The following is a 20,180-nucleotide window of genomic DNA, read 5'->3' on the forward strand; positions in this document are numbered from 1 at the left end:
CTAAGCCTCCGGGCAGGCTGTTCAGACAGCCTGCCCGTTTTTTGAAGAGTAGTGACGTTTTCTTGTTAGGGGTCTGCTATATGAAGTACAGCACCACACTACCGGTTAAAGCGCTTCCGTCGGCGGAAAAATATGACGGCAAAGGGCCAGAATACAAGCGCCGCTTTCATGTGATGGCCAAGCCCACCGGCTCGACCTGTAACCTTGACTGTTCCTACTGTTTTTACCTGCACAAAGAAGAGCTGCTGCATCAGGACAGACATACTGGCATGAGCGATGAGGTGCTAGAGAATTTCATTCGTCAATACATTGATGGCCAGGACGGCGACCAGGTGGTCTTTTCCTGGCAAGGTGGCGAACCCACATTGATGGGGTTGGAATTCTTCCAGAAAGTAGTCAAATTTCAGAAGCAGTACCAGAAGCCCGGCCAGCGCGTCGAGAACGATTTACAAACTAATGGCGTGTTGTTGAACGACAAATGGGCTGAATTTCTTAAAGAACATCAATTTCTGGTGGGGCTGTCAATTGATGGCCCACGAGAACTGCATGACCGCTACCGTGTCACCCGTAGCGGCAAACCGACATTCGACAAAGTGATGGCGGGCGTTGAGGCCCTCAAGCGTCACGGCGTCCCATTTAACGCCCTGGTCACGGTAAACCGCACCAATGCCCGCTTTCCGTTGGAAGTATACCGCTTCGTCACCCGTGAACTGGGCGCAACCTACGTACAGTTTAACCCGTGCGTCGAACCGGTTGATTTCAAGCAAACCGCACCGCAGTTCTGGCAGGACGAAAGTATCCCGCTGACCGGTAGCCGCCGCGCGCGCCCTGGCGATCTCGATTCGATCGTCACCGACTGGTCAGTTGACCCGGAGGACTGGGGCACATTTCTGATCGCCGTGTTTGAAGAGTGGGTTAATAACGATCTGGGCCGCGTACAGGTCAATCTGTTCGAAACGGCGGTCGCGCAGACGATGGGAATGCCTGCTCAAATCTGTACCCATTCAGAGTTCTGCGGTAAAGGGCTGGCGATCGAGAAAAACGGCGATATTTTTTCCTGCGATCACTACGTCTATCCCGAGTACCAGATCGGCAATATTGAACATGCCCAGCTTTCACACCTGGCTTTTTCCGAACGGCAAAAAGCCTTCGGCATGGGCAAACGCGACACGCTACCCAACTACTGCAAAACCTGCCCTTATCTGAAGCTGTGCTGGGGCGAATGCCCGAAAAACCGCATTGTCCGCACACCGGACGGCGAGCTGGGGTTGAACTACCTTTGCCCGGGCATTAAAGCCTTTTTTAACTATGCCGAGCCGATTCTGGTGGGCATCACAACCTTACTTAAACGTGATTTTGCAGGGCTACGCCGATGATAAATCGAGAAAAATTATTACAGCTTGAACAACGCATGAATGATCAGGTTCTCGGTCAGGAAGAGCTGGTGCGCATGCTGATCATCGCCCTGCTTTGTGATGGACACGTTCTGCTGGAAGGCCTACCGGGTCTGGCGAAAACTCGCGCTGTGCGTGAGCTTGCGCGCCACGTTGAGGGGGATTACCGCCGTATTCAGTTCACGCCGGACCTTCTGCCTTCAGACATCACCGGCAGCGAAATCTATCAGCAAAACGCATCCCGCGAAGAGGATCAGTTCCGCTTCCGCCCTGGCCCGGTGTTCGGCAATATCATTCTCGCCGATGAAATTAACCGCGCCTCGGCGCGCGTGCAGTCCGCTCTGCTGGAAGCCATGGAAGAACGTCACGTAACGGTGGCGGGCAACAGTTGGCCTCTGCCCGGTGTTTTTATGGTCCTTGCCACGCAAAACCCGGTGGATCAGGAAGGAACCTGGCCGCTGCCGGAAGCCCAACTGGACCGTTTTTTGATGAAGGTGCTGGTGCATTACCCGTCTAAAGAAAACGAACAGAAAGTGATGCAACTGGTGCGCAGAGAACAGCAGCAAAAGTACCAACAATTGACGAACGCCACACCGACCGCACCTGAACAACCCGATGCGCTGATGCTGAGCCAACAAGAAATTGCCGAATGTTGGCAGGCTATTTCCGCCGTTCATGTTTCCTCTACTGTCGAAAACTATATCGTCAATCTGGTGGACTTAAGCCGCCATCCGCAGTCGGTGAGCGATACGCTGGCCGGGTACCTGACCTTTGGCATTAGTCCCCGCGGCACCCTGGCGCTGGAGCGCTGCGGTCGCGCGCAGGCCTGGCTGGAAGGTCGGGATGCGGTGCTGCCAGAAGACATTAAAAAGATAGCCCCGGCCGTGTTGCGCCACCGCCTGATGCTCAGCTACCAGGCCAGCGCCGACAACTGCACGCCGGATGATGCCGTACGGATGCTCCTTGATGCCGTGGTAGCGTGATGAACAGTGCCGTTCGCGTTGACCGCGATACGCTGCTGAAGCTCGCTGGCGATGCGCGAGCCATTGCCAATCCGCCAGGGCAGATCCCACCAGGTGCACTTGGCGGAGAGCGCACATCACGACAGCAAGGTCGCGGGCTGAACTTTGACAGCCTACGCCGCTATCAGCCCGGCGACGACGTCCGGCTGATTGACTGGCAGGCCACCGCGCGCATGCGTACGCCGTGGATTCGCCTGTATAACGAAGAGAAAGAACGTCCCGTGTTCTTGTTGGTCGACCAGAGGCGGGATATGTTTTTTTCGACGCGCGTGCAGACAAAATCCGTCGCTGCGGCTAAAACCGCCGGGCTGCTGGCCTGGCGCAGCTGGCACGACGGCGATCGTTTAGGCGGTATCGTCTTTGGTGACCAGGACTTTTCCCTGCGCAAATGCCGTGCGCCAAACGCTTCACTCCCTGCATTTCTCGACGATTTAGTGCAGTACAACCACGCCGTGGCGGACAACTATCCGCATGAAACCCCCCATCCGCTCACGCTGGCAGCCATCCTGCGCCACAGCCTGCCGTTGATTCCAACCGGCTGCTGGGTCGCGTTAATCAGCGACTTTCACGATATGGATAGTGAATGCGATGCACTGCTGGCGGCCCTGCGCCGTCGGGGAGAAGTGAGCGCGTTCGTGATGCTCGACGATCTGCATTTGCGCCTGCCTGCTCACGGGCGACTGGCGGCCCGTTATGAAGGGCAAGAGGCGGCATTTTCACTCTCGCCTGCACTACAGGACGGCATCAAACAGAGTATTACAGCGCGGCTTTCGGCGCAGGCGTCGCGCCTCACGCGGCTTGGCGTCCAGGTGAAGCAGATTGTTGTCGCCGGGGATCTGCTCAGACAGCTACAAAAAGGGGTTTAGATGCTGGAGAAAGGATTTACGGTACCCGAACTGGCGGAACCGGTTCTCCCCGATTCACCGTCATGGTTTCCCCTGCCGCCGGGATGGTTCGCTCTGGGCGGCGTCGTGCTCCTCGTGATACTGGTTTTTCTCATCTTTCGCGTCGCCAGATGGCGCCGCAATCTGTGGCGTCGTCAGGCCCTGACGGCCCTCACTCAACCGCAAACGGTGGACAGCTGGCTGCTGCTGATGAAACGTATTTTGCTGGTGCATCAGCCGCGTGAACAGGTCAGCGGTGCGCTGGCCCCTGCCCAATGGCTCCCGTCTGTCCCACTGGATAATGCGCTGCGCCAACGTCTTTGCGAACGATACTGTCAACCAGACAACCAGTTGAGTGATGCCGATACCGCACGGCTGCGTGTGCAGCTTCGCACCTGGCTTGAAGGACTACCCCATGTCTGAATACTTCTCACGACTGGCGTTCGCCTGGCCATGGGCCTGGCTGCTACTTATCCTACCGTTGGTAGGCCACTTTGTGATGGCCAAAGAGCGCTCACTTAAAGAGTATGTTCGGGTCCCTTTTTTGCCCGGGCTGATCAATGAACTCCAGCTCAATAGCCAGCCTGCCCACAGCGGAAAGTTATCGACCGGGCTGTTCTGGCTGGTCTGGGCGCTGCTGGTCTGCGCGCTTGCCCGCCCGGAATTGCTGACTCCGCTACAACATATTGAAAAACCAATGCGCAACATCATGCTGATTCTGGACGTTTCTGGATCAATGGAAAAAAACGATGTTGCGGGGGGCATTACCCGGCTACAGGCGGTGCAGGAATCGGTTAAAAAATTCGTGGCCGCCCGCAAATCAGATCGTATCGGTCTGGTGATCTTTGCTAACAGCGCCTGGCCATTTGCGCCCGTCAGTGAGGATAAACAGGCGCTGGAAACCCGTATCAATCAGCTTGCGCCAGGCATGGCGGGGCAACAGACGGCGATTGGCGACGCGTTGGGCGTGACGGTGAAACTGTTAGATTCCAGCGGTGATAATGAAGCCAGCAAATTGGCCATTCTTCTGACCGACGGTAACGACACAGCTTCGCAGTTGACACCTCGCCTTGCCGCACAGCTGGCGGCCAGCCATCACGTACAGGTCCACACCATCGCTTTTGGCGACGTCAACAGCAGCGGCGATGACAAGGTGGATTTAGGTCTTTTGCAGGATATCGCCCATACCACCGGCGGGCGCGCATGGACGGCGCAGAACAGCGGTGCGTCGCTGGATGCGGTCTGGCAAGAAATTGACGCCATCACGCCGGTGCAGGTGAAGAGTATTGGCTGGTCATGGCGAATACCGTTGTTTGCCTGGCCTCTCGCTGCCGCACTGGTTTTATTGCTGGCTTTGAATATTTATCGCGCGCTCAGGGAGAGAATGGCATGAGTGATTTTCACTTTTTATACCCCTGGCGTTTGCTGCTGTTGATTCCTGCCATCGCACTGTGGTGGTTACCCTCTGCAGGGCGTAGCGCCTGGTCGCGCATTATGGATAAGTCGCTGGCAAACGCGCTGATCGTCGGGCGACAACGTAAACTCAGTCGGGCGCTGCCGTGGCTGGTGATACTTGGTGTTATCGCGCTCGCAGGCCCAAGCTGGCAGCGTCAGCTTCCCGCCGCCCTGACGCCAGAAAGCAACGTGATGGTGATTTTGCAGCAGGATACCGCGATGCTTGCCAGCGACCTGCCTCCCAGCCGACATCAGCGGATGCAGACCAAAATCATGTCGCTGATGGAACGCATGCCGGGAACACGCTTTGGCCTGGTGGTCTATAACGCCGGGGCCTGGCTTACCACTCCACTTACCGTCGATACGGCCTTTTACTCGCTGTTCCTGCATGCGCAAACGCCTACACTATTACCGTCTGGCGAAGGTTCTGGATTACAACATGCGGTCTCGCTGGCAATGCACAATATGCCCGCCGCGCCGCGCAGCATTATCCTGGTGACCGATACCTTAAGCGCGGAAGACGCCAGATGGCTTGGTGAACAAAATACGCCGCTACAAATCTGGGTGCCCGGAACCGCGCAAGGGGGCGTGCTGCCCGAGAAATATGCCGCCAGCGGTACGGATACACGGTTGAACGTTTCGCGCTTCGAGCAGATGCGCGACGACGGAATTCCGGTCACGCTGGTAACCACCGATGATGAAGACCTGCCCGTGGTACAGAGCCACATCCAGCAAAGTGTCACCGCGCAAAACAATGCCCGCAGCGATTTACACTGGCGGAACGATGGCTGGATGCTAACGATCCCAATACTTGCCCTGCTGTTAATCTGGCGACGCCAGCTCTTTTGCTGGGTGTTGGTCGCGCCGCTGCTGCTCTGGCAGCCTTCCGGCCACGCCGCCTGGCTGGATGCCTGGATAAGCCCCGATGTGCAGGGGCAGCGTGCGTTCTCCAAAGGGGATTACGCCCGCGCGGCCCAGCATTTTAACGATCCACTCCGGCAAGGTATCGCATGGTATCGGGCGGGAAATTATCCCGCCGCTACCGCCGCGTTCCGACAGGCGGAACAAACCCCGGAAGCACTGCTCTGGACAGGCAATAGCTACGCCCAGCAAAAGCAGTGGCAACAGGCGTTGAACAGCTACGATCGGGCGTTAAGCCTGCGCCCGGACTGGAAGCTGGCGCAGGGTAACCGCGCAAAAATCGCCGCAATCATCATGCAACTGCGACAAAAGGAGCGCGAAAATAAATCGGCTCAGGGAGAAGAAGAAGATTATAAACCCGATGATATTAAGCACGACCTGAAGCCCCACCAGGGGGTAGAACAAAAGGATATTCAGCCCATTGCCGGAGGGAATCCACAGGTGAATCAGTGGTATGAAAATCTGGCGGTTTCACCTTCTGGGCTGTTAGAAAGCCTCTACCGAACCCAGCCAGGAGAAGACCAATGAAGCTTATCTGGTTATTACTGCTGGCGGTACTTCCCTGCCAGGCAGCAATGACGGTCTCCCGCGAATTGATCGCCCCCGAACACGTTGTCCCTGGCCAGCCGGTGCGGGTAGCGGTAACGTTCTGGACAGATTCCTGGTTTAACCCGCCGCCGCAGTGGCCTGATTTCCCAGTAGAAAATGGCGACATTCTAACCAGTACGTCACCGAATCAGTTGCTGACCCGTCACGATGGCGGTACAAGCTGGAGCGGCGTGCGCATGGAACGCCAAATCACTGCATGGGATCAGGGTAAGCTGGATTTACCGGCTTTCGAAATGACATTAACCGCATCCGGGCAAGCCCCCGTAACGGTCAATCTGCCTGCACTGGAAACGGCGGTTAGCTGGCCGACAGGCGTCCAACAACCGGACCGTTTTCTGCCCGCGTCCAGCTTGTCGCTCAGCCAGAAGGTCAATATTTACCGCAGTGGTGAAGATAAAACGCTGCGCGCCGGTGACGTAATCGAACGCGTCGTCACCGCCAGCGCTACCGATGTGATGCCCGCTCAGATCCCACAGCTGCTGTATGCTATAAACGGCACGCACACCCAACGGTTGACACCTGAAAACCGTATGCTGACGTCGGGGCGCGGTGACATTACAGGCGCTGAACGCGTGGAAACACTCCGCTATTTACCGGTTGTTGCAGGAGAAATCACACTACCGCCGATTAAATTACGTTGGTGGGATACAACCCATCAGCAATGGCAAATCGCTGAACTGCCCGGCAGTAAATATACCGTTGCCGCTTCACGCACCGCTGGGGCAGAATCTGTGTTAAAAGGCAGCCGCGACACCTTCACATGGTCGACCGTGCTGCTGCTGACGGGCAGCCTCGCTTTACTCGTTCTTATGTTTATTTTCCGCCGCACATTGCTGCGTAGCGCGCGTTATTTATCTCACCGCTGGTGCCGATTCTGGCAGCCGATTTCGTTACCGGGACAAACCCCAGATAACAGGAACTCACAATGAAGCGTACGTTAATTACACTGGCTTTATGCGGCCTTTGCAGCACCGCCGCGGCTGAGCCCCTCTCCGCATGGAATGACACGGCAGCCAAACACGCTATTGAAGAATGGGTACAAAATGCCACCAACCCCGATCGTCCAACGTTTATTCCCACTGATAAACGCTACGTCGTATTTGATAATGACGGGACACTGTGGCCGGAAGCGCCGATGACGTTTCAGATCCAGTTCGCGCTGGACGAGATTAAACGTCTTGCCCCAGAAAATCCCAATTGGTCGAACGATCCGCTGGTGCAGGCCGTATTGAAAGACGACCTCAAAAGCGTCGTCGGTTCAGGAGAAAAAGGGCTTATGCACCTGCTATCGCTCACGCACAGTGGCATGACAACGGAGGACTTTACTCAGCGGGTTGCCAACTGGGTTTCAACGCATAAAGACCCACGTTTTGGCTGCCAGTATGACCAGATGGGATATCAACCTATGCGTCAGTTGCTGGATTATCTACGAGAGAATGGCTTTAAAACCTGGATTGTTTCCGGCGGCGGGATAGATTTCATGCGCGTGCTCTCGCAAAAAATGTATGGTATTCCGCCAGAACAGGTGATCGGATCGTTCGCGCTCGGCGAGTTCGCGTTATCCGGAGATGGGACAACAATCACCAAGACGATGTCGGGAGCCTTCAATGATGACGCGGCGAACAAGCCCGTGGCGATCCACCTGTTTATGGGGCAGCGCCCCGTGGGCGCATTTGGCAATAGCGATGGCGATCTCGCCATGCTGCAGTACACGGCCGCCAATCCGGACGCGAAAACCTTCGGACTGCTGGTCCATCATACCGATGCCGCACGTGAATACGCCTATGATAGTCACCCACCCGCAAGCGGAAAACTTGTTGATGGATTAACGCAGGCGAAATCGCATGGCTGGACCGTGGTTGATATGAAACAGGACTGGAAGACCGTATTTGACCCGGCGCAGTGCGTCGTGAAATCATCACCATAACGATCTGTTTAAGGCATCAGTCCATGTTCCTAAAAGACGATAACATCTTCTTACGTATCATATTATTACTACTTTCTACCTCTACGCTGTCGAGCTGCACATTAACCCGTGTTTCCGACAGCACACATGCCAAAGAGGTCGATGAGCTGAATGTTATTGGTCTGAGCCTGGAGGGAGCAAGGCAAAGAGCAACTGAAAAAGGTTTTGTGTGCAGCGAATACGGAAACGTGAACACGGTTGTAACCGAACAGGGTGAGCATCGATGGCTACAAACTGAATGCAGCAAGAAAAGTGCAGAGCTGTTCTGCCCGCAAATGCGTTTTGTCGTTCTTAATGTCGATCCCAACACGAATAGAGTCGTTGATGTTGGCAATTATGTTAATCAACACACCTGTTTTTAAAGACAACACCTGCATCTTGCGCTAATTATCGTATCGACTAAAGGACGTTATCTTGCTCATCAGAATCATCATCGCAATGGTCGCATTTGCCGGCAACTCCGTACTTTGCCGACTCGCATTGAAGGGGATGCATGCTGATGCTATTTCATTCAGCAGCCTCCGGTTGATAAGTGGCGCAATTGCCCTTTTCTTTTTTATTGCGATAACATCTGACAGCAGAAAATTTGAGTTCAAGTGGTTAAATGCCCTGCTCCTTTGTATCTATGTTTTTTCATTCTCCATTGCCTATGTTTCTCTCAGCACCGGTGCTGGTGCCCTGCTGCTCTTTGGTACCGTTCAGCTCGTCATGACAGTTTGGGGGATAGCTCAGGGAGAAAAGCTCGTAATTTTAAAAATAACAGGAATACTCGGGGCATTGGCTGGAATAGCCATATTGCTGCTTCCTGGTGCAGAACGCCCTTCCTTGTATGCTGCAATAATGATGGTTATTGCTGGGTTAGCCTGGGCTTTCTACAGTATCACAGGGAAAAAAATCACGGATGCTGCTGCCTCAACCGGGGGGAATTTCATCCTGGCAATCCCGGTCGCATTGATTATCCCTCTGTTCTTCCGCTCTCATCTTCATATTGATATATATGGATTAGTTCTGGGCGTGCTTTCTGGTGCAATTACATCGGGAGGTGCATATCTGCTCTGGTATTCATTGCTCCCCTTACTCAGGTCCACAACGGCCAGTACTATTCAACTCAGCGTACCTTGTCTGGCCACTCTCGGTGGGATCCTATTTTTGGGCGAAACGCTCACCGTCAGAATTCTTCTCGCAAGCGTCATTATTTTGGCTGGAATTGGCTTAGTTATTTTCTCTGATATGAGAAAAGGAGCAAAATAGACTAATTAATTATCGGCAAAGACGATACAGAACATGTTGTGCCAATCGATGATCTGGCGGCAACGCGGGATGCGTGAACTCTTCTGTTTTATTCATACCAAGTCGTATCATCAGATTCTCTGACGGTTTATTCAGCACAGAAGTAAATGAAACGACTTCATTTAGCGCCAGTACGTCAAAAGCAAATGCAAGACTCGCTTGCGCGGCTTCTAACGCCAGACCCTGGTGCCAGTATGCTTTAGCAAGGCGCCAGCCAATTTCGGTACAGGGTGAAAAATGAAATTTATCAGGTTGTGGATGCAACCCCACACAGCCCACAAACTGGTGTGTTTCTTTTAGCTCTACGGCCCAAAATCCCCAGCCGCGTTCTGCAATACCTTCACTAAATCTATCGGCCAGGTTATCGCTTTCAGCTTTCTGTAGCGGCGCGGGGAAAAAACGCATCACGTCAGAATCGGCATTGAGTGCAGCAAAAGGGGCTCGGTCTTTAGCCTCCCACTGTCGTAATATCAACCTTGATGTTTCCAGCATATTCCTGCCCTTATCATTCATTTTCATATAATCTTCTAAAATAAGTGGCTCATCGGCAAGGTCTTATACCGTCCTTTTCCGACTTTTCCTCTCATACTGGAGATTTATACATGGCCGACTGGAACCCTTCGCTTTATCTGCAATATGCAACTGAACGTTCAAGACCCGCAGCAGAATTACTCAGCCGTGTGGCGTTAGAAAATGTCCGCTCAGTTGTTGATCTTGGTTGTGGTCCGGGAAACAGTACGGCATTGCTGCATCAGCGCTGGCCCACGGCAAAGACAACAGGTGTCGATTCTTCACCTGCTATGCTGAATGAAGCACGCAACGCATTACCTGACTGCCATTTTATCGAAGCGGATATTAGCCAGTTTAAGCCCGAGCATCCCGTGGATCTGCTTTATGCAAATGCGTCGTTACAGTGGGTGCCCGATCACTATGAATTATTCCCACATTTGGTCTCACAGCTGAGTCACAACGGCGTTCTGGCCGTGCAAATGCCGGATAACTGGCTGGAGCCCACGCATGTACTGATGCGCGAAGTGGCTTATGAACAAGATTACCCCGACCGGGGGCGTGCTCCGCTTCCTGGCGTTCACGCCTACTATGATATTTTAACCGAAGCGGGTTGTGATGTGGATATCTGGCGTACAACGTATTATCACATTATGGATTCGCATCAGGCGATTATCGACTGGGTAAGCTCAACGGGACTACGCCCCTGGTTGCAGGATTTGAGCGAAAGCGAGCAGCGTCATTACCTGGCTCGCTACCATGAACTGCTTCAGGATCAATATCCGTTGCAGGAAAACGGCAATATTTTGCTGGCCTTTCCGCGGTTGTTTATTGTTGCCAGACGCAATAGTTAAGCGTTTATCATCAGACAGATCACAGGACAGGGCTACCGAGTATGCGCGCCCTCGCCTTTTTATCATAAGGATCTAGTGGCTATGTCAGGCATCTGCTAGTGTCTTGCCACATGTTTCTGACGGGGGTTGTTATGTCTAAAGTCTACATTGGTGGGTGTCTGTGTGGCTCGATCCGCTTCACTGCCAGCAGTCCTAATAATTCCCATACCTGCTCATGCGATATATGCCGGAAACATACGGGGGCCCCGACTGTCGTCTGGATTGAGTTTGATGCAGAAAATGTAGAATGGACGGGAAAAGCCGGAAAACCAACAACCTGGCGCTCATCTGAAACCACCAGTCGGGCTTTTTGCCCTCAGTGCGGTAGTTCCGTGGGCGCCATCGATGACGCTCCGGTCATTGCGCTTTTAGCCGGCGCTTTTGACGATCCTAATGATGAAGATCTGGCGCCGGAGTTTCATTCGTTTTCTGATATGCGGCCAGCATGGTGGGAAACAGAACGAAACTAAGTTAGTTGGTAATGTTTATCCGGCATATGTTTTGCTGGCACATTGGTTTCATCGTTCATTTGCAGTAAATCGATTTCGATTGCATTGCAAATCGCATCCAGCGGCAGATCATTGTTCTCAGTACCAAACGGATCTTCAAGCTCTTCCGCAAGCGCATCGAGTGAGATAAAAGTATAGGAAATAAGCACTGAAATAAACGGCGTCATGTAGTGAAGATCCACCACCAACGCGAATGGCAGCATGATACAAAACAGATAAACAGTGCGATGAAGGATCAAAGTATAAGCAAACGGAACTGGTGTATTCGCGATTCGCTCACAACCTGCCAGTACTGCCGACATATCATTTAATCTGTTGTTTAAACTATGAAATAATATATCGGACAGCTGTCCATCACGTCTGCGTATGGCCAACCACTCCCCCATCAGCAACAAAATGCGGTTTGCTGGCGATTGTGCGGCAAATACCGTCTGCAGATCTTTCTCGATGAGATATTTCGCCAACGGCTCTGCCTGTGGGTTTCGACGTAATGTCATGCGTAAACAGTGGGCAAATGCGATTTGCAGACGAACAAACTGCCCCAGTTCGGCGTCATCCGGTAAGGTGGTTTTCACCTCGCGAAGTAGTGATCGGGAAGCAATCATCAACTGCCCCCACAGGTGTCGGGCTTCGACATAACGTGAATAGCAGGCGTTATTGCGAAAACCTAAAAAGATAGCAATCGCCACGCCCAGAATACTGAACGGTGCCAGGGTAAATTTGATACCCAACATCGTATACCAGGGCAACATGATGATAACGGCGATGGAGAGCAGGAAGTTCAGCAGCAGCCGTGAGAATATTTTAGATAATACGGAACCATGCCAGACGAATATCAGGCGCAGCCAGTGTTGTTGGGGACGAACGATCATGGTTATCTTCGGGAAAATGTGAAATCCGTCACATTAGACGCGATAGCGATCAATGTTGCAAGTTAATCGCAACATTATCCCAACAACTTTGGCCCTGCTTAAAATGAAGCCGCACCTAAGTTACAGACCGGGTTTATGATATAAACCACACAGTATGTTGTAACTAATGCATATCCACAAAAAACCCGGCCTGAGCCGGGTTGTCGGTAGTCGTCTTAGCACAGTGGCTTAACGGCTTCACGCATACCTTTTGCCAGAATGGTATCGAGATCGGCAGAGACCTGTTCCACCAGTCCAGAAACCTGCGTCAGATCTTGTTCCCAGTGTTCTTTGACACCCAGTACAGATTTGACCAACGCTTCGGTACTTATCTGGCGATCGCGATGCTGGGACCACAGCTGTTGAAAACGTTCTATCCAGTGCGCATCATCCTGAACCGGATAAGACTCACCGTTGCGCTCTCCACGATAAAAAGCAATTAACGCGGCAAGCGCAAACGTCAAACGCGCCGGCAGCTTACCGCTGGCCTGTTGCCCTGCCAGCAGTTGCGGCAATATACGGGTGCGGAATTTGGTCATGCCATTCAGGGCAATCGACAGCAGCTGATGTTTTATATACGGGTTGCAGAATCGACCGGTTACCGCGCTGGCGAAAGAAGCTAACTCATCACGTGGTAAATCCAGTACCGGAATGATCTCTTCATAGATCGCTTTCTCCACGAAAGCACAAATCTCAGCGTCATTCATCGCCTCGCCCACGGTGTCCAACCCTGCCTGCCAGGCAACAGGGACCAGCGCGGTGTGAGCACCGTTGAGAATCGCCACTTTGCGCTCTTTGTACGGTTTGATGTCATCCACGATCAGGACATTCAGCGGATACTTATCCAGACGTAGTTCTGCGGCTAATGACTTCGGCCCCTGAATGACAAACAGATAGAAATGTTCTGCGGTATCGAGGAAAGCATCATGATAGCCCAGTTCAGCTTCGAGCTTAGCTACCTCATCACGCGGATAGCCGGTAACAATACGGTCCACCAGCGTGGAACAAAATGCGTTGGCTTGATCCAACCACTGAATAAATGCTTCCGGTAGCGCCCACTCCTGAGCGTAGCGCAGAACCAGTTCACGCAGTGCATCACCGTTATAATCAATCAGTTCGCAAGGGATGATAATCCAGCCTTTATCCAATGCGCCGTTAAAATAGCTGAAGCGTTCGAACAGCAGACGCGTCAGTTTAGCCGGATAACTAACCGCTGGCGCGTCGTCAAACTTATCGCCTGCGTGGTAACTGATACCTGCTTCCGTGGTGTTAGAGAACACAAAACGCATATCAGGATTATGCGCCAGCTTCAGGAACTCATCGTATTCGCTATAGACGCTGATTTCACGGTTAACTGAACGAATTAGACGGGCATCACTGACGGCCTCGCCCTTCTCATTCAAACCACGAATGATAGTGGTATAGAGGCCATCCTGCGTACTCAGCGATGGCGGGAAGGAACTTTCGATAGGACGAACAATGACCACACCAGCGTTCAGATCGGTATGCTCGTTGAGCAGATCTACCTGCCAGTCTACAAAGGCGCGCAGGAAGTTTCCTTCACCAAACTGAATAATGCGTTCAGGATACTGAGCACCGGGGAAATCGCGACGATTTAGTGTTTGCACAATGGGTTCCCTTTATGATTAGTCATACAACCTGATTGAATTGGTCCAATAGGTTAGCAAACTTTAATACATTGAAACCCTGTTTTGATCAATCCCCGGCGACAAATTAGAGCGTTTTATAGAAAAGTGTGGTTCCGGTCAGCGTCCCGTTGGGCATTTGGGCATAGTCAGGTATCACCCCTACCTTTTTCCACCCACAATTGTGGTAGAACAACTCCGCACCACTGCCCGTCGCCGTATCAAGCACCAGCAGCGTTTTACCTTGTTGACGCGCGCAACTTTCCAGTTCGTTCATCAATTCACGGGCCAGGCCACCGCGTCGCGCTGAAGGGTGAACCAGCAGTTTGGCGACATCAGCACGATGAGGTTGATTTTCGGGTTGATCGATAATGAGTTGGACGGTACCGACAAGCACCCCCTGCGCATTCTGCGTACCAAGAACGATCCGTTCACCGCGAGAAACACTTTGCGCGACCTTCATCCAGAAAGGCTCTGATTTTTCGCGATTAAAGGGCAGCATAAAACTGATGGAGGCGCCGTCATTGACGCACTGTTCAAGAACATCGCTGAGCTCGTCGATTCTCGACAGAATCTGTGCCGCGCTCAGCACAAAGCAGGGTTTGCCGGAAGCCATGGTTTCTCCTTAGATTGACCCCTTCATACTGCTTTTAACAATTACACAACACAAGGGGGCATATCATAGGATAATGTTATCTATGGCTTGTTCATTTGGAGCACTAACCAGTGGTAAATAACCGTGACAACGTAACGTTGCTGTTCATCGTTTAGCGCTACACCCTGAGGTATATCATGCCATTTCGCCAGACACCCTCGACAGCACGTCGCCGTAGCATGTTGAGCAATAAATACCGGGTGACCACGCATAGGAGTCTGTTTTCCATCATTGGCGGGAAACGCAGGTGCCAGTCGTTTAGCTATAAAATCCGCAGCATGTTGCTCGATAACTGGCGCCCCTTTATCCAGACAATACTGCCTTTCTTTCTGACCAAGACGAAACCGCGAGCGAAACGTTGATTTCGCCAGCCGGGCAAAAAGAGGATCGAGCGTTTTCATCAGTAAACCGAGCGCCCCAGCTGTTGTGTTAATTGCTCCAGCACGGCGATACCGGCCAGTGAATTTCCCGCCGGATCCAGTTCCGGACTCCAGACAGCAATCGCCATCTCGTGTGGCACGATCGCCACGATGCCGCCACCCACACCTGATTTCGCCGGAAGCCCGACCCGCCAGGCAAATTCCCCTGCGTTCTGATACATGCCGCTGGTCGCCATCAGCGCATTGATCTGCCGGGCCTGCATAGGAGTGACCACAGGCTCAGCAAGATGAAAGGCATGCCCTTGATTTGCCAAAAAGACAAAAGTCCGCGCCAGTTCCACACAGCTCATTTTCAGCGCGCAGTAGTGAAAATAGTTCTGCAAAACGGTGGGCACGTCATGGTGAAAATTGCCGAAGGATTTCATCAGCCAGGCAATAGCGGCGTTACGCGCCGAGTGCTCAAACTCCGATCGCGCGACCGTCGCATCATAGGCGATATCCGAAACGCCGCTTAATGCCCGCACCACTTCCAGCATCCGTTGACGCGGTGCGCTTAGACGCCCTTGCAGCATATCGCAAACCACCAGCGCCCCGGCATTAATAAAGGGGTTGCGAGGGATACCCTGCTCCATTTCCAGCTGCACCAGGGAGTTAAAAGGATGACCGGAAGGATCTTTGCCGACACGCTGCCAGATCTCCTCTTCCTGATAGTGACGCATCGCCACGACCAGACTGAGCACCTTTGAAATCGACTGAATAGAAAAACGTTCTTGCGCATCTCCCGCCTGATAGTGCTGTCCATCAACGGTACAGATAGCAATACCCAGTTTTGAACCGTCGACGGAGGCTAATGCCGGAATGTAATCAGCGACTTTACCCTGACCAATCAGCGGACGAACCTGCTGCACAATGGTCTCTAAAATTGAATTGTCCATGGCCCTGGCCACAACATGCTCCTTGCTCGCAGGTATGAAAGGCCTGCGAGTATAACAGAGCTGAATACGCAGCGTCAGGCCGGAAGGCGGAATCTGGCCACGGCCTGCATAAGCTGGTTAGATTCATGGTGAAGCTGTAAGGAAGAATCAGATGCAGCATTCACCAGATCACTGGTTTGTCGGGCTTCGCCGTTCAGGACATGGAGCTGACGGGTTAACTGATGAATACTGTTCCCCTGATTTAACGTTGCAGTCGAAATGTCGTTCAGTAACGCGCCGAGGTTTTCCACCAGTGCGATAACCTGCTGCAAATTCTTATCCAGTCCGTTAACCGCGTGAAAGCCCTCTTCAATGCCCTGTAACGAGTGTTTAATCAGTGTCTGAATGTTTTGCGTAGACTGACCACTTTTTCGCGCCAGCAGCCCAACTTCTTTCGCAACCACGGCAAACCCGCGCCCTTGCTCCCCGGCATGTGCTGCCTCGATTGCCGCGTTAAGAGCCAGGATATTTGTCTGAAATGCAATGTTGTCGATAAGCGTTGTAATCCCTCGCATTTCAGACGAGCGAGTCACAATCGCCTGCATTGACGCATTTACCGTCGCCATCATTCGGTCTCCACCTGCCGCAATATCACGCGCCTGCACTGCGCGTTGATTCGCCAGTTCAGCAAAGCCACTGTTATCCTCAACATGCGTTTCCAGAACCGAAATATGCGATGTCACAGTGCTCAACTCTTCACTTTGTTTTGCCGACTGCTGGTATAGTTGTTTATTGTTCTGCGCAAGTTCGTTGATATTTCCTACCATTGCGGTGGTGGCATCATTCACCTGCCGCACCAGCGCGCAGAGCCCCTGCTGCATTGCAGCAATACGCGAACTTAATTGCGTCACTTCCCGATTAAACTGACTCACCTGCGGGGCTGGCCGAGAAAGATCACCCGCCGCTAAAATATCGATATGATCGATCAGCCGTCGCAGCGGCATAATCACCCAACGGAACATACTACGCCAGACCAGAAAGGCGATAACCACCAGCACCAGAGGAATAAACAAAAATAGATTTTGTAAACGCTCAAGACTGGTCAACAGCTGCTGACGCCCAGCTTCCGCATGTCGCCCACTGTCCTGCTGAAAGCGCGCGTAATTAGCGTTAAAGTCTGTCTGAAAGGCCTGCACGGGTACGGCAAAAAACGCATCAATGGAACCTGACTGCATCAGCCCATCCGCCTGCTCCTGAATACCGCTATAAAAACGCTGATAGCTCTCCGTTAGATCCGGGTCCGACTGCGGCTTCATATCCCGCCAGGCATCCCATGCACTTTTTGACTGCGCCAGCGCCCGATACGCCTCTTCCATTAACGGACGCCAACTCCCGTCCGAACCGGTGGCGGCATCCTGCATAAAATAAATTCCCGCACGGTTAAGTAAATCGCTGGCAGATAATAACGCCACCCGCGCTTCATCGACCTTTGCCTGCTGCAAAAGCGCGAGTTGATTACGCCCTTCATTATGCTGTGCGTCGCTGACTGAGGCCGAGAGCATCAAGGAGGACACGACCTGCAAAACAGAGAACAGCGCAATAATGCAAAAAATGCCGGTTAACAGACCGAACTGACGGGGTATTAGACGATGGAAAATTTGCGTTATGTTCATATTACTCTTCTGTATCAAAGCGTTAGCCGCGAGTGTACGGAGAGTAAATGACAGAAAAATTGCAGAAATAAGACAGGTGCCCCCAGCGGAGGCACCCACACCATCAAAGGCGGTTTTTCCAGACGGTCTGCACGTTACAAAACTCATGCAGGCCAAAGTGAGAAAGTTCGCGGCCAAAGCCACTTTTCTTCACACCACCAAACGCAACGCGGGCATCGCTGGCGCTGTAACCATTGATAAATACGCCACCACACTCCAGGCGTGACGCCATCTTCTGCGCCAGCGCTTCATCCGCAGCGAACACCGTGGCGGATAAGCCGAAATCACTGTCATTCGCCAGCGCTAAGGCATGTTCAGCATTCTTCGCCACGGTAATTGCCGCAACTGGACCAAACAGCTCCTGGCGGAACGCCGTCATCTTTGGAGTGACATCGCCCAGTACCGTCACGGCATAGTAATTTCCCTGACCAGCAATTTTTTCCCCGCCGAGAAGTAACCGTGCCCCTTCGGCAAGGGTAGCTTCTACCTGCTGGTGCAGCTCATCACGCAGATCAAATCGCGCCATCGGCCCCAGATCGTTTTCTTCGTTCAGCGGATCGCCCATTTTGAGCGCGCTCGCAGCGGCCACAAAGCGTGAAGTAAATTCTGCCGCAATCCCTTCTTCGATAATAAAGCGCTTGGCTGCCGCACAAACCTGCCCGGTGTTCTGATAACGCCCAGCGACCGCTGCCTTAACGGCCAGATCGAGGTCAGCATCATTGAGGACAATAAACGGATCGGAGCCGCCCAGTTCAAGCACACATTTTTTCAGCGCGGCACCCGCCTGGGCGCCAATCGCCGCACCGGCACGTACACTGCCTGTCACCGTTACCGCCGTAATACGCGGGTCCTTGATCATCTGACTGACCCCAGCGTTATCGGCATTAACCCAACCGTAAACCCCCGCGGGTACACCAGCATCAGCGAAAACCTGCGCAATAATTGCAGCACAGCCGGTTACGTTAGGCGCATGCTTTAACAGGTAGCCATTTCCGGCCAACAGTATCGGGACGGCACCTCGCATTACCTGCCAGAGCGGGAAGTTCCACGGCATGATCGCCAGAATGGTTCCTACCGGGCGATATTCAATCACCGCCTGATTATTCTCCACCAGCGTAGGTTCCGGATTGAGCATCGCCGGTCCATGCTCGCCGTACCAGTCACACAATGCAGCTGACTTGGCGACTTCAGCACGCGCCTGCTTAATGGGTTTACCCATTTCACGTGAGATACACTGCGCCATCTCTTCCGCACGATGGCGCAGAGCTTGCCCGATCTGGCGCAGCGTTTGCGCACGGTGCTCAACGGAAGTATGTTTCCATTCGCTATAGCCATTCGCGGCAAGGTTCAGCGCATGATCAATCTCTTCCGCGCTGGCCCACGGCGTCGCCGTCAGCCTTTCACCGCTGGCAGGGTCAATGGAAATCGCATGTGTTGCTGCTGTGATAGTCATAAGTGCCTCTCTTTATCGCAGGGTATGGTTATATCATGAGCATATTTACTCTTTCTGAAAAATGAATAATATTAACCATACCATTCACGAATAGAGAAGATTATGGATCTGACGCAGCTGGAAATGTTCAATGCCGTCGCGGAGACTGGCAGTATTACGCAGGCCGCCGCGAAGGTGCATCGCGTGCCATCCAATCTCACCACCCGTATACGTCAGCTTGAAGCCGACCTGGGCGTTGATCTGTTTATTCGTGAAAACCAGCGCCTGCGGCTTTCCCCATCCGGGCACAACTTTTTGCGCTACAGCCAGCGGATCCTGGCACTGGTTGAGGAAGCCAGGATGGTCGTCGCCGGGGATGAGCCACAAGGACTCTTCTCTCTCGGCTCGCTTGAAAGTACAGCAGCAGTTCGCATCCCCGCTACGCTGGCTGAATATAATCAGCGTTACCCCAAAATTCAGTTCGCGCTGGCGACAGGTCCTTCAGGCACAATGCTGGACGGCGTACTCGACGGAACATTGAACGCGGCCTTTGTCGATGGCCCAATTACCCATCCGGGACTTGAAGGAATGCCGGTCTACCGTGAAGAGATGATGATCGTGACGCCGCACGGCCATCCCCCCATTCAGCGGGCCAGCGACGTCAACGGTTGCAGTATTTACGCCTTTCGCGCCAACTGTTCCTATCGCCGCCATTTTGAAAGCTGGTTTCATGCCGATCGCGCCATGCCCGGCACCATTCATGAAATGGAGTCATATCACGGTATGCTGGCCTGCGTCATTGCCGGCGCGGGTATCGCACTGATCCCGCGTTCGATGCTGGAGAGCATGCCAGGGCATCATCAGGTCAACGCCTGGCCGCTAAGCGAGAACTGGCGCTGGCTTAATACATGGCTGGTCTGGCGCAGAGGTGCAATGACACGTCAACTGGAAGCGTTTATTGAGGTGTTGAACCCTCAGTTATCACACGACCCGGAGTAACTGGCGATCCTCAAAAAACATGAGTACCTGTAAATCCGGGTGAAGTCATACGCCCGGAATTTCATTATTATTGAAATACTT

The 20,180-nt window shown here is 53.0% G+C and carries 21 protein-coding genes; 13 read left to right on the forward strand and 8 right to left on the reverse strand.

The genetic code is table 11. The features are described 5' to 3' along the window. The first annotated feature begins 80 nt into the window (after positions 1 to 80). From OGX83_RS06605 to OGX83_RS06650, 10 genes are read left to right on the forward strand one after another with little or no spacing between them, the layout of a single operon-like run. Positions 81 to 1,376, forward strand: a complete 1,296-nt coding sequence (locus OGX83_RS06605) for an anaerobic sulfatase maturase (RefSeq protein WP_079934030.1) — start codon at positions 81 to 83, stop codon at positions 1,374 to 1,376. Beyond that, positions 1,373 to 2,377, forward strand: a complete 1,005-nt coding sequence (locus OGX83_RS06610) for an AAA family ATPase (RefSeq protein ID WP_286587619.1) — start codon at positions 1,373 to 1,375, stop codon at positions 2,375 to 2,377. The genes OGX83_RS06605 and OGX83_RS06610 overlap by 4 nt, the downstream gene beginning before the upstream one ends. Next, complete coding sequence (locus OGX83_RS06615; protein WP_286587621.1) at positions 2,377 to 3,282, forward strand: DUF58 domain-containing protein; 906 nt, start codon at positions 2,377 to 2,379, stop codon at positions 3,280 to 3,282. Before OGX83_RS06610 ends, OGX83_RS06615 begins: the two co-directional genes overlap by 1 nt. Beyond that, positions 3,283 to 3,723 carry a DUF4381 domain-containing protein gene (locus tag OGX83_RS06620; protein ID WP_048235388.1) on the forward strand — a complete coding sequence of 147 codons (441 nt, stop codon included), beginning with the start codon at positions 3,283 to 3,285 and terminating at the stop codon, positions 3,721 to 3,723. After that, positions 3,716 to 4,693, forward strand: coding sequence for a VWA domain-containing protein (locus tag OGX83_RS06625; RefSeq protein WP_286587623.1), 978 nt, complete (start codon positions 3,716 to 3,718; stop codon positions 4,691 to 4,693). Before OGX83_RS06620 ends, OGX83_RS06625 begins: the two co-directional genes overlap by 8 nt. After that, the gene (locus OGX83_RS06630; protein ID WP_286587624.1) at positions 4,690 to 6,204 is read left to right on the forward strand and encodes a tetratricopeptide repeat protein; all 1,515 of its coding nucleotides are present in this window, start codon (positions 4,690 to 4,692) and stop codon (positions 6,202 to 6,204) included. The genes OGX83_RS06625 and OGX83_RS06630 overlap by 4 nt, the downstream gene beginning before the upstream one ends. After that, complete coding sequence (locus OGX83_RS06635; protein WP_270423418.1) at positions 6,201 to 7,214, forward strand: oxygen tolerance domain protein; 1,014 nt, start codon at positions 6,201 to 6,203, stop codon at positions 7,212 to 7,214. Before OGX83_RS06630 ends, OGX83_RS06635 begins: the two co-directional genes overlap by 4 nt. Beyond that, on the forward strand, positions 7,211 to 8,212 hold the full coding sequence (locus tag OGX83_RS06640) for an HAD family hydrolase (protein WP_048235392.1): 1,002 nt from the start codon (positions 7,211 to 7,213) through the stop codon (positions 8,210 to 8,212). Before OGX83_RS06635 ends, OGX83_RS06640 begins: the two co-directional genes overlap by 4 nt. Before the next feature lie 23 nt (positions 8,213 to 8,235). Then, on the forward strand, positions 8,236 to 8,613 hold the full coding sequence (locus OGX83_RS06645) for a hypothetical protein (RefSeq protein WP_048235393.1): 378 nt from the start codon (positions 8,236 to 8,238) through the stop codon (positions 8,611 to 8,613). 52 nt (positions 8,614 to 8,665) lie between these two features. Continuing rightward, the gene (locus OGX83_RS06650) at positions 8,666 to 9,502 is read left to right on the forward strand and encodes a DMT family transporter (protein ID WP_153753091.1); all 837 of its coding nucleotides are present in this window, start codon (positions 8,666 to 8,668) and stop codon (positions 9,500 to 9,502) included. Between the two features lie 9 nt (positions 9,503 to 9,511). Here OGX83_RS06650 and OGX83_RS06655 read toward each other — a convergent pair whose 3' ends face one another. Continuing rightward, a complete protein-coding gene (locus OGX83_RS06655) occupies positions 9,512 to 10,033 on the reverse strand; it encodes a GNAT family N-acetyltransferase (RefSeq protein ID WP_048226507.1) in 522 nt (173 codons plus the stop codon). Positions 10,034 to 10,143: 110 nt separating this feature from the next. Between OGX83_RS06655 and tam the strand changes: the two genes are divergently transcribed. Both tam and OGX83_RS06665 read left to right on the forward strand, forming a co-directional pair. Next, entirely contained in the window at positions 10,144 to 10,902 is a 759-nt protein-coding gene (gene tam, locus OGX83_RS06660; protein ID WP_057067518.1) for a trans-aconitate 2-methyltransferase, read from the forward strand. Between the two features lie 131 nt (positions 10,903 to 11,033). Then, on the forward strand, positions 11,034 to 11,411 hold the full coding sequence (locus OGX83_RS06665) for a GFA family protein (protein WP_003832953.1): 378 nt from the start codon (positions 11,034 to 11,036) through the stop codon (positions 11,409 to 11,411). On the opposite strand, the gene OGX83_RS06670 is transcribed toward OGX83_RS06665, so the two are convergent. From OGX83_RS06670 to sad, 7 genes are all read right to left on the reverse strand, one after another. Then, the gene (locus OGX83_RS06670; RefSeq protein ID WP_286587629.1) at positions 11,408 to 12,322 is read right to left on the reverse strand and encodes a bestrophin family protein; all 915 of its coding nucleotides are present in this window, start codon (positions 12,320 to 12,322) and stop codon (positions 11,408 to 11,410) included. The genes OGX83_RS06665 and OGX83_RS06670 overlap by 4 nt on opposite strands. Positions 12,323 to 12,537: 215 nt before the next feature. Then, positions 12,538 to 13,989 carry a tagaturonate reductase gene (locus OGX83_RS06675; RefSeq protein ID WP_008784755.1) on the reverse strand — a complete coding sequence of 484 codons (1,452 nt, stop codon included), beginning with the start codon at positions 13,987 to 13,989 and terminating at the stop codon, positions 12,538 to 12,540. A gap of 106 nt (positions 13,990 to 14,095) precedes the next feature. Continuing rightward, positions 14,096 to 14,623 carry a GNAT family N-acetyltransferase gene (locus OGX83_RS06680; protein ID WP_286587631.1) on the reverse strand — a complete coding sequence of 176 codons (528 nt, stop codon included), beginning with the start codon at positions 14,621 to 14,623 and terminating at the stop codon, positions 14,096 to 14,098. A gap of 80 nt (positions 14,624 to 14,703) precedes the next feature. Next, on the reverse strand, positions 14,704 to 15,063 hold the full coding sequence (locus OGX83_RS06685) for a DUF4186 domain-containing protein (protein WP_008784753.1): 360 nt from the start codon (positions 15,061 to 15,063) through the stop codon (positions 14,704 to 14,706). Further along, positions 15,063 to 15,989: a glutaminase B gene (gene glsB, locus OGX83_RS06690; RefSeq protein ID WP_003832944.1), complete on the reverse strand. Its 927-nt coding sequence runs from the start codon at positions 15,987 to 15,989 to the stop codon at positions 15,063 to 15,065. The genes OGX83_RS06685 and glsB overlap by 1 nt, the downstream gene beginning before the upstream one ends. Before the next feature lie 62 nt (positions 15,990 to 16,051). Beyond that, positions 16,052 to 17,629 carry a methyl-accepting chemotaxis protein gene (locus OGX83_RS06695; RefSeq protein WP_208744316.1) on the reverse strand — a complete coding sequence of 526 codons (1,578 nt, stop codon included), beginning with the start codon at positions 17,627 to 17,629 and terminating at the stop codon, positions 16,052 to 16,054. Positions 17,630 to 17,732: 103 nt separating this feature from the next. Then, positions 17,733 to 19,121, reverse strand: coding sequence for a succinate-semialdehyde dehydrogenase (sad, locus tag OGX83_RS06700; RefSeq protein WP_286587636.1), 1,389 nt, complete (start codon positions 19,119 to 19,121; stop codon positions 17,733 to 17,735). Between the two features lie 102 nt (positions 19,122 to 19,223). Here sad and ptrR point away from each other — a divergent pair, with 102 nt between their 5' ends. Continuing rightward, positions 19,224 to 20,099: a putrescine utilization regulator PtrR gene (ptrR, locus tag OGX83_RS06705; protein WP_008784750.1), complete on the forward strand. Its 876-nt coding sequence runs from the start codon at positions 19,224 to 19,226 to the stop codon at positions 20,097 to 20,099. Positions 20,100 to 20,180 lie beyond the last annotated feature (81 nt).

Origin of the sequence: Citrobacter sp. Cpo074 (assembly GCF_030332745.1) — a bacterium.
Taxonomy (GTDB): domain Bacteria; phylum Pseudomonadota; class Gammaproteobacteria; order Enterobacterales; family Enterobacteriaceae; genus Citrobacter; species Citrobacter portucalensis.

What these genes read in the sequence shown, in the direction of transcription:
- OGX83_RS06635 (WP_270423418.1), top strand. Translation starts at nt 6,201, where the DNA reads ATGAAGCTTATCTGGTTATTACTGCTGGCGGTACTTCCCTGCCAGGCA.
- OGX83_RS06605 (WP_079934030.1), top strand. Translation starts at nt 81, where the DNA reads ATGAAGTACAGCACCACACTACCGGTTAAAGCGCTTCCGTCGGCGGAA.
- OGX83_RS06615 (WP_286587621.1), top strand. Translation starts at nt 2,377, where the DNA reads ATGAACAGTGCCGTTCGCGTTGACCGCGATACGCTGCTGAAGCTCGCT.
- OGX83_RS06645 (WP_048235393.1), top strand. Translation starts at nt 8,236, where the DNA reads ATGTTCCTAAAAGACGATAACATCTTCTTACGTATCATATTATTACTA.
- sad (WP_286587636.1), bottom strand. Translation starts at nt 19,121, where the DNA reads ATGACTATCACAGCAGCAACACATGCGATTTCCATTGACCCTGCCAGC.
- OGX83_RS06625 (WP_286587623.1), top strand. Translation starts at nt 3,716, where the DNA reads ATGTCTGAATACTTCTCACGACTGGCGTTCGCCTGGCCATGGGCCTGG.
- OGX83_RS06670 (WP_286587629.1), bottom strand. Translation starts at nt 12,322, where the DNA reads ATGATCGTTCGTCCCCAACAACACTGGCTGCGCCTGATATTCGTCTGG.
- OGX83_RS06640 (WP_048235392.1), top strand. Translation starts at nt 7,211, where the DNA reads ATGAAGCGTACGTTAATTACACTGGCTTTATGCGGCCTTTGCAGCACC.
- OGX83_RS06680 (WP_286587631.1), bottom strand. Translation starts at nt 14,623, where the DNA reads ATGGCTTCCGGCAAACCCTGCTTTGTGCTGAGCGCGGCACAGATTCTG.
- OGX83_RS06685 (WP_008784753.1), bottom strand. Translation starts at nt 15,063, where the DNA reads ATGAAAACGCTCGATCCTCTTTTTGCCCGGCTGGCGAAATCAACGTTT.
- OGX83_RS06630 (WP_286587624.1), top strand. Translation starts at nt 4,690, where the DNA reads ATGAGTGATTTTCACTTTTTATACCCCTGGCGTTTGCTGCTGTTGATT.
- OGX83_RS06655 (WP_048226507.1), bottom strand. Translation starts at nt 10,033, where the DNA reads ATGCTGGAAACATCAAGGTTGATATTACGACAGTGGGAGGCTAAAGAC.
- OGX83_RS06665 (WP_003832953.1), top strand. Translation starts at nt 11,034, where the DNA reads ATGTCTAAAGTCTACATTGGTGGGTGTCTGTGTGGCTCGATCCGCTTC.
- OGX83_RS06610 (WP_286587619.1), top strand. Translation starts at nt 1,373, where the DNA reads ATGATAAATCGAGAAAAATTATTACAGCTTGAACAACGCATGAATGAT.
- OGX83_RS06695 (WP_208744316.1), bottom strand. Translation starts at nt 17,629, where the DNA reads ATGAACATAACGCAAATTTTCCATCGTCTAATACCCCGTCAGTTCGGT.
- ptrR (WP_008784750.1), top strand. Translation starts at nt 19,224, where the DNA reads ATGGATCTGACGCAGCTGGAAATGTTCAATGCCGTCGCGGAGACTGGC.
- tam (WP_057067518.1), top strand. Translation starts at nt 10,144, where the DNA reads ATGGCCGACTGGAACCCTTCGCTTTATCTGCAATATGCAACTGAACGT.
- OGX83_RS06620 (WP_048235388.1), top strand. Translation starts at nt 3,283, where the DNA reads ATGCTGGAGAAAGGATTTACGGTACCCGAACTGGCGGAACCGGTTCTC.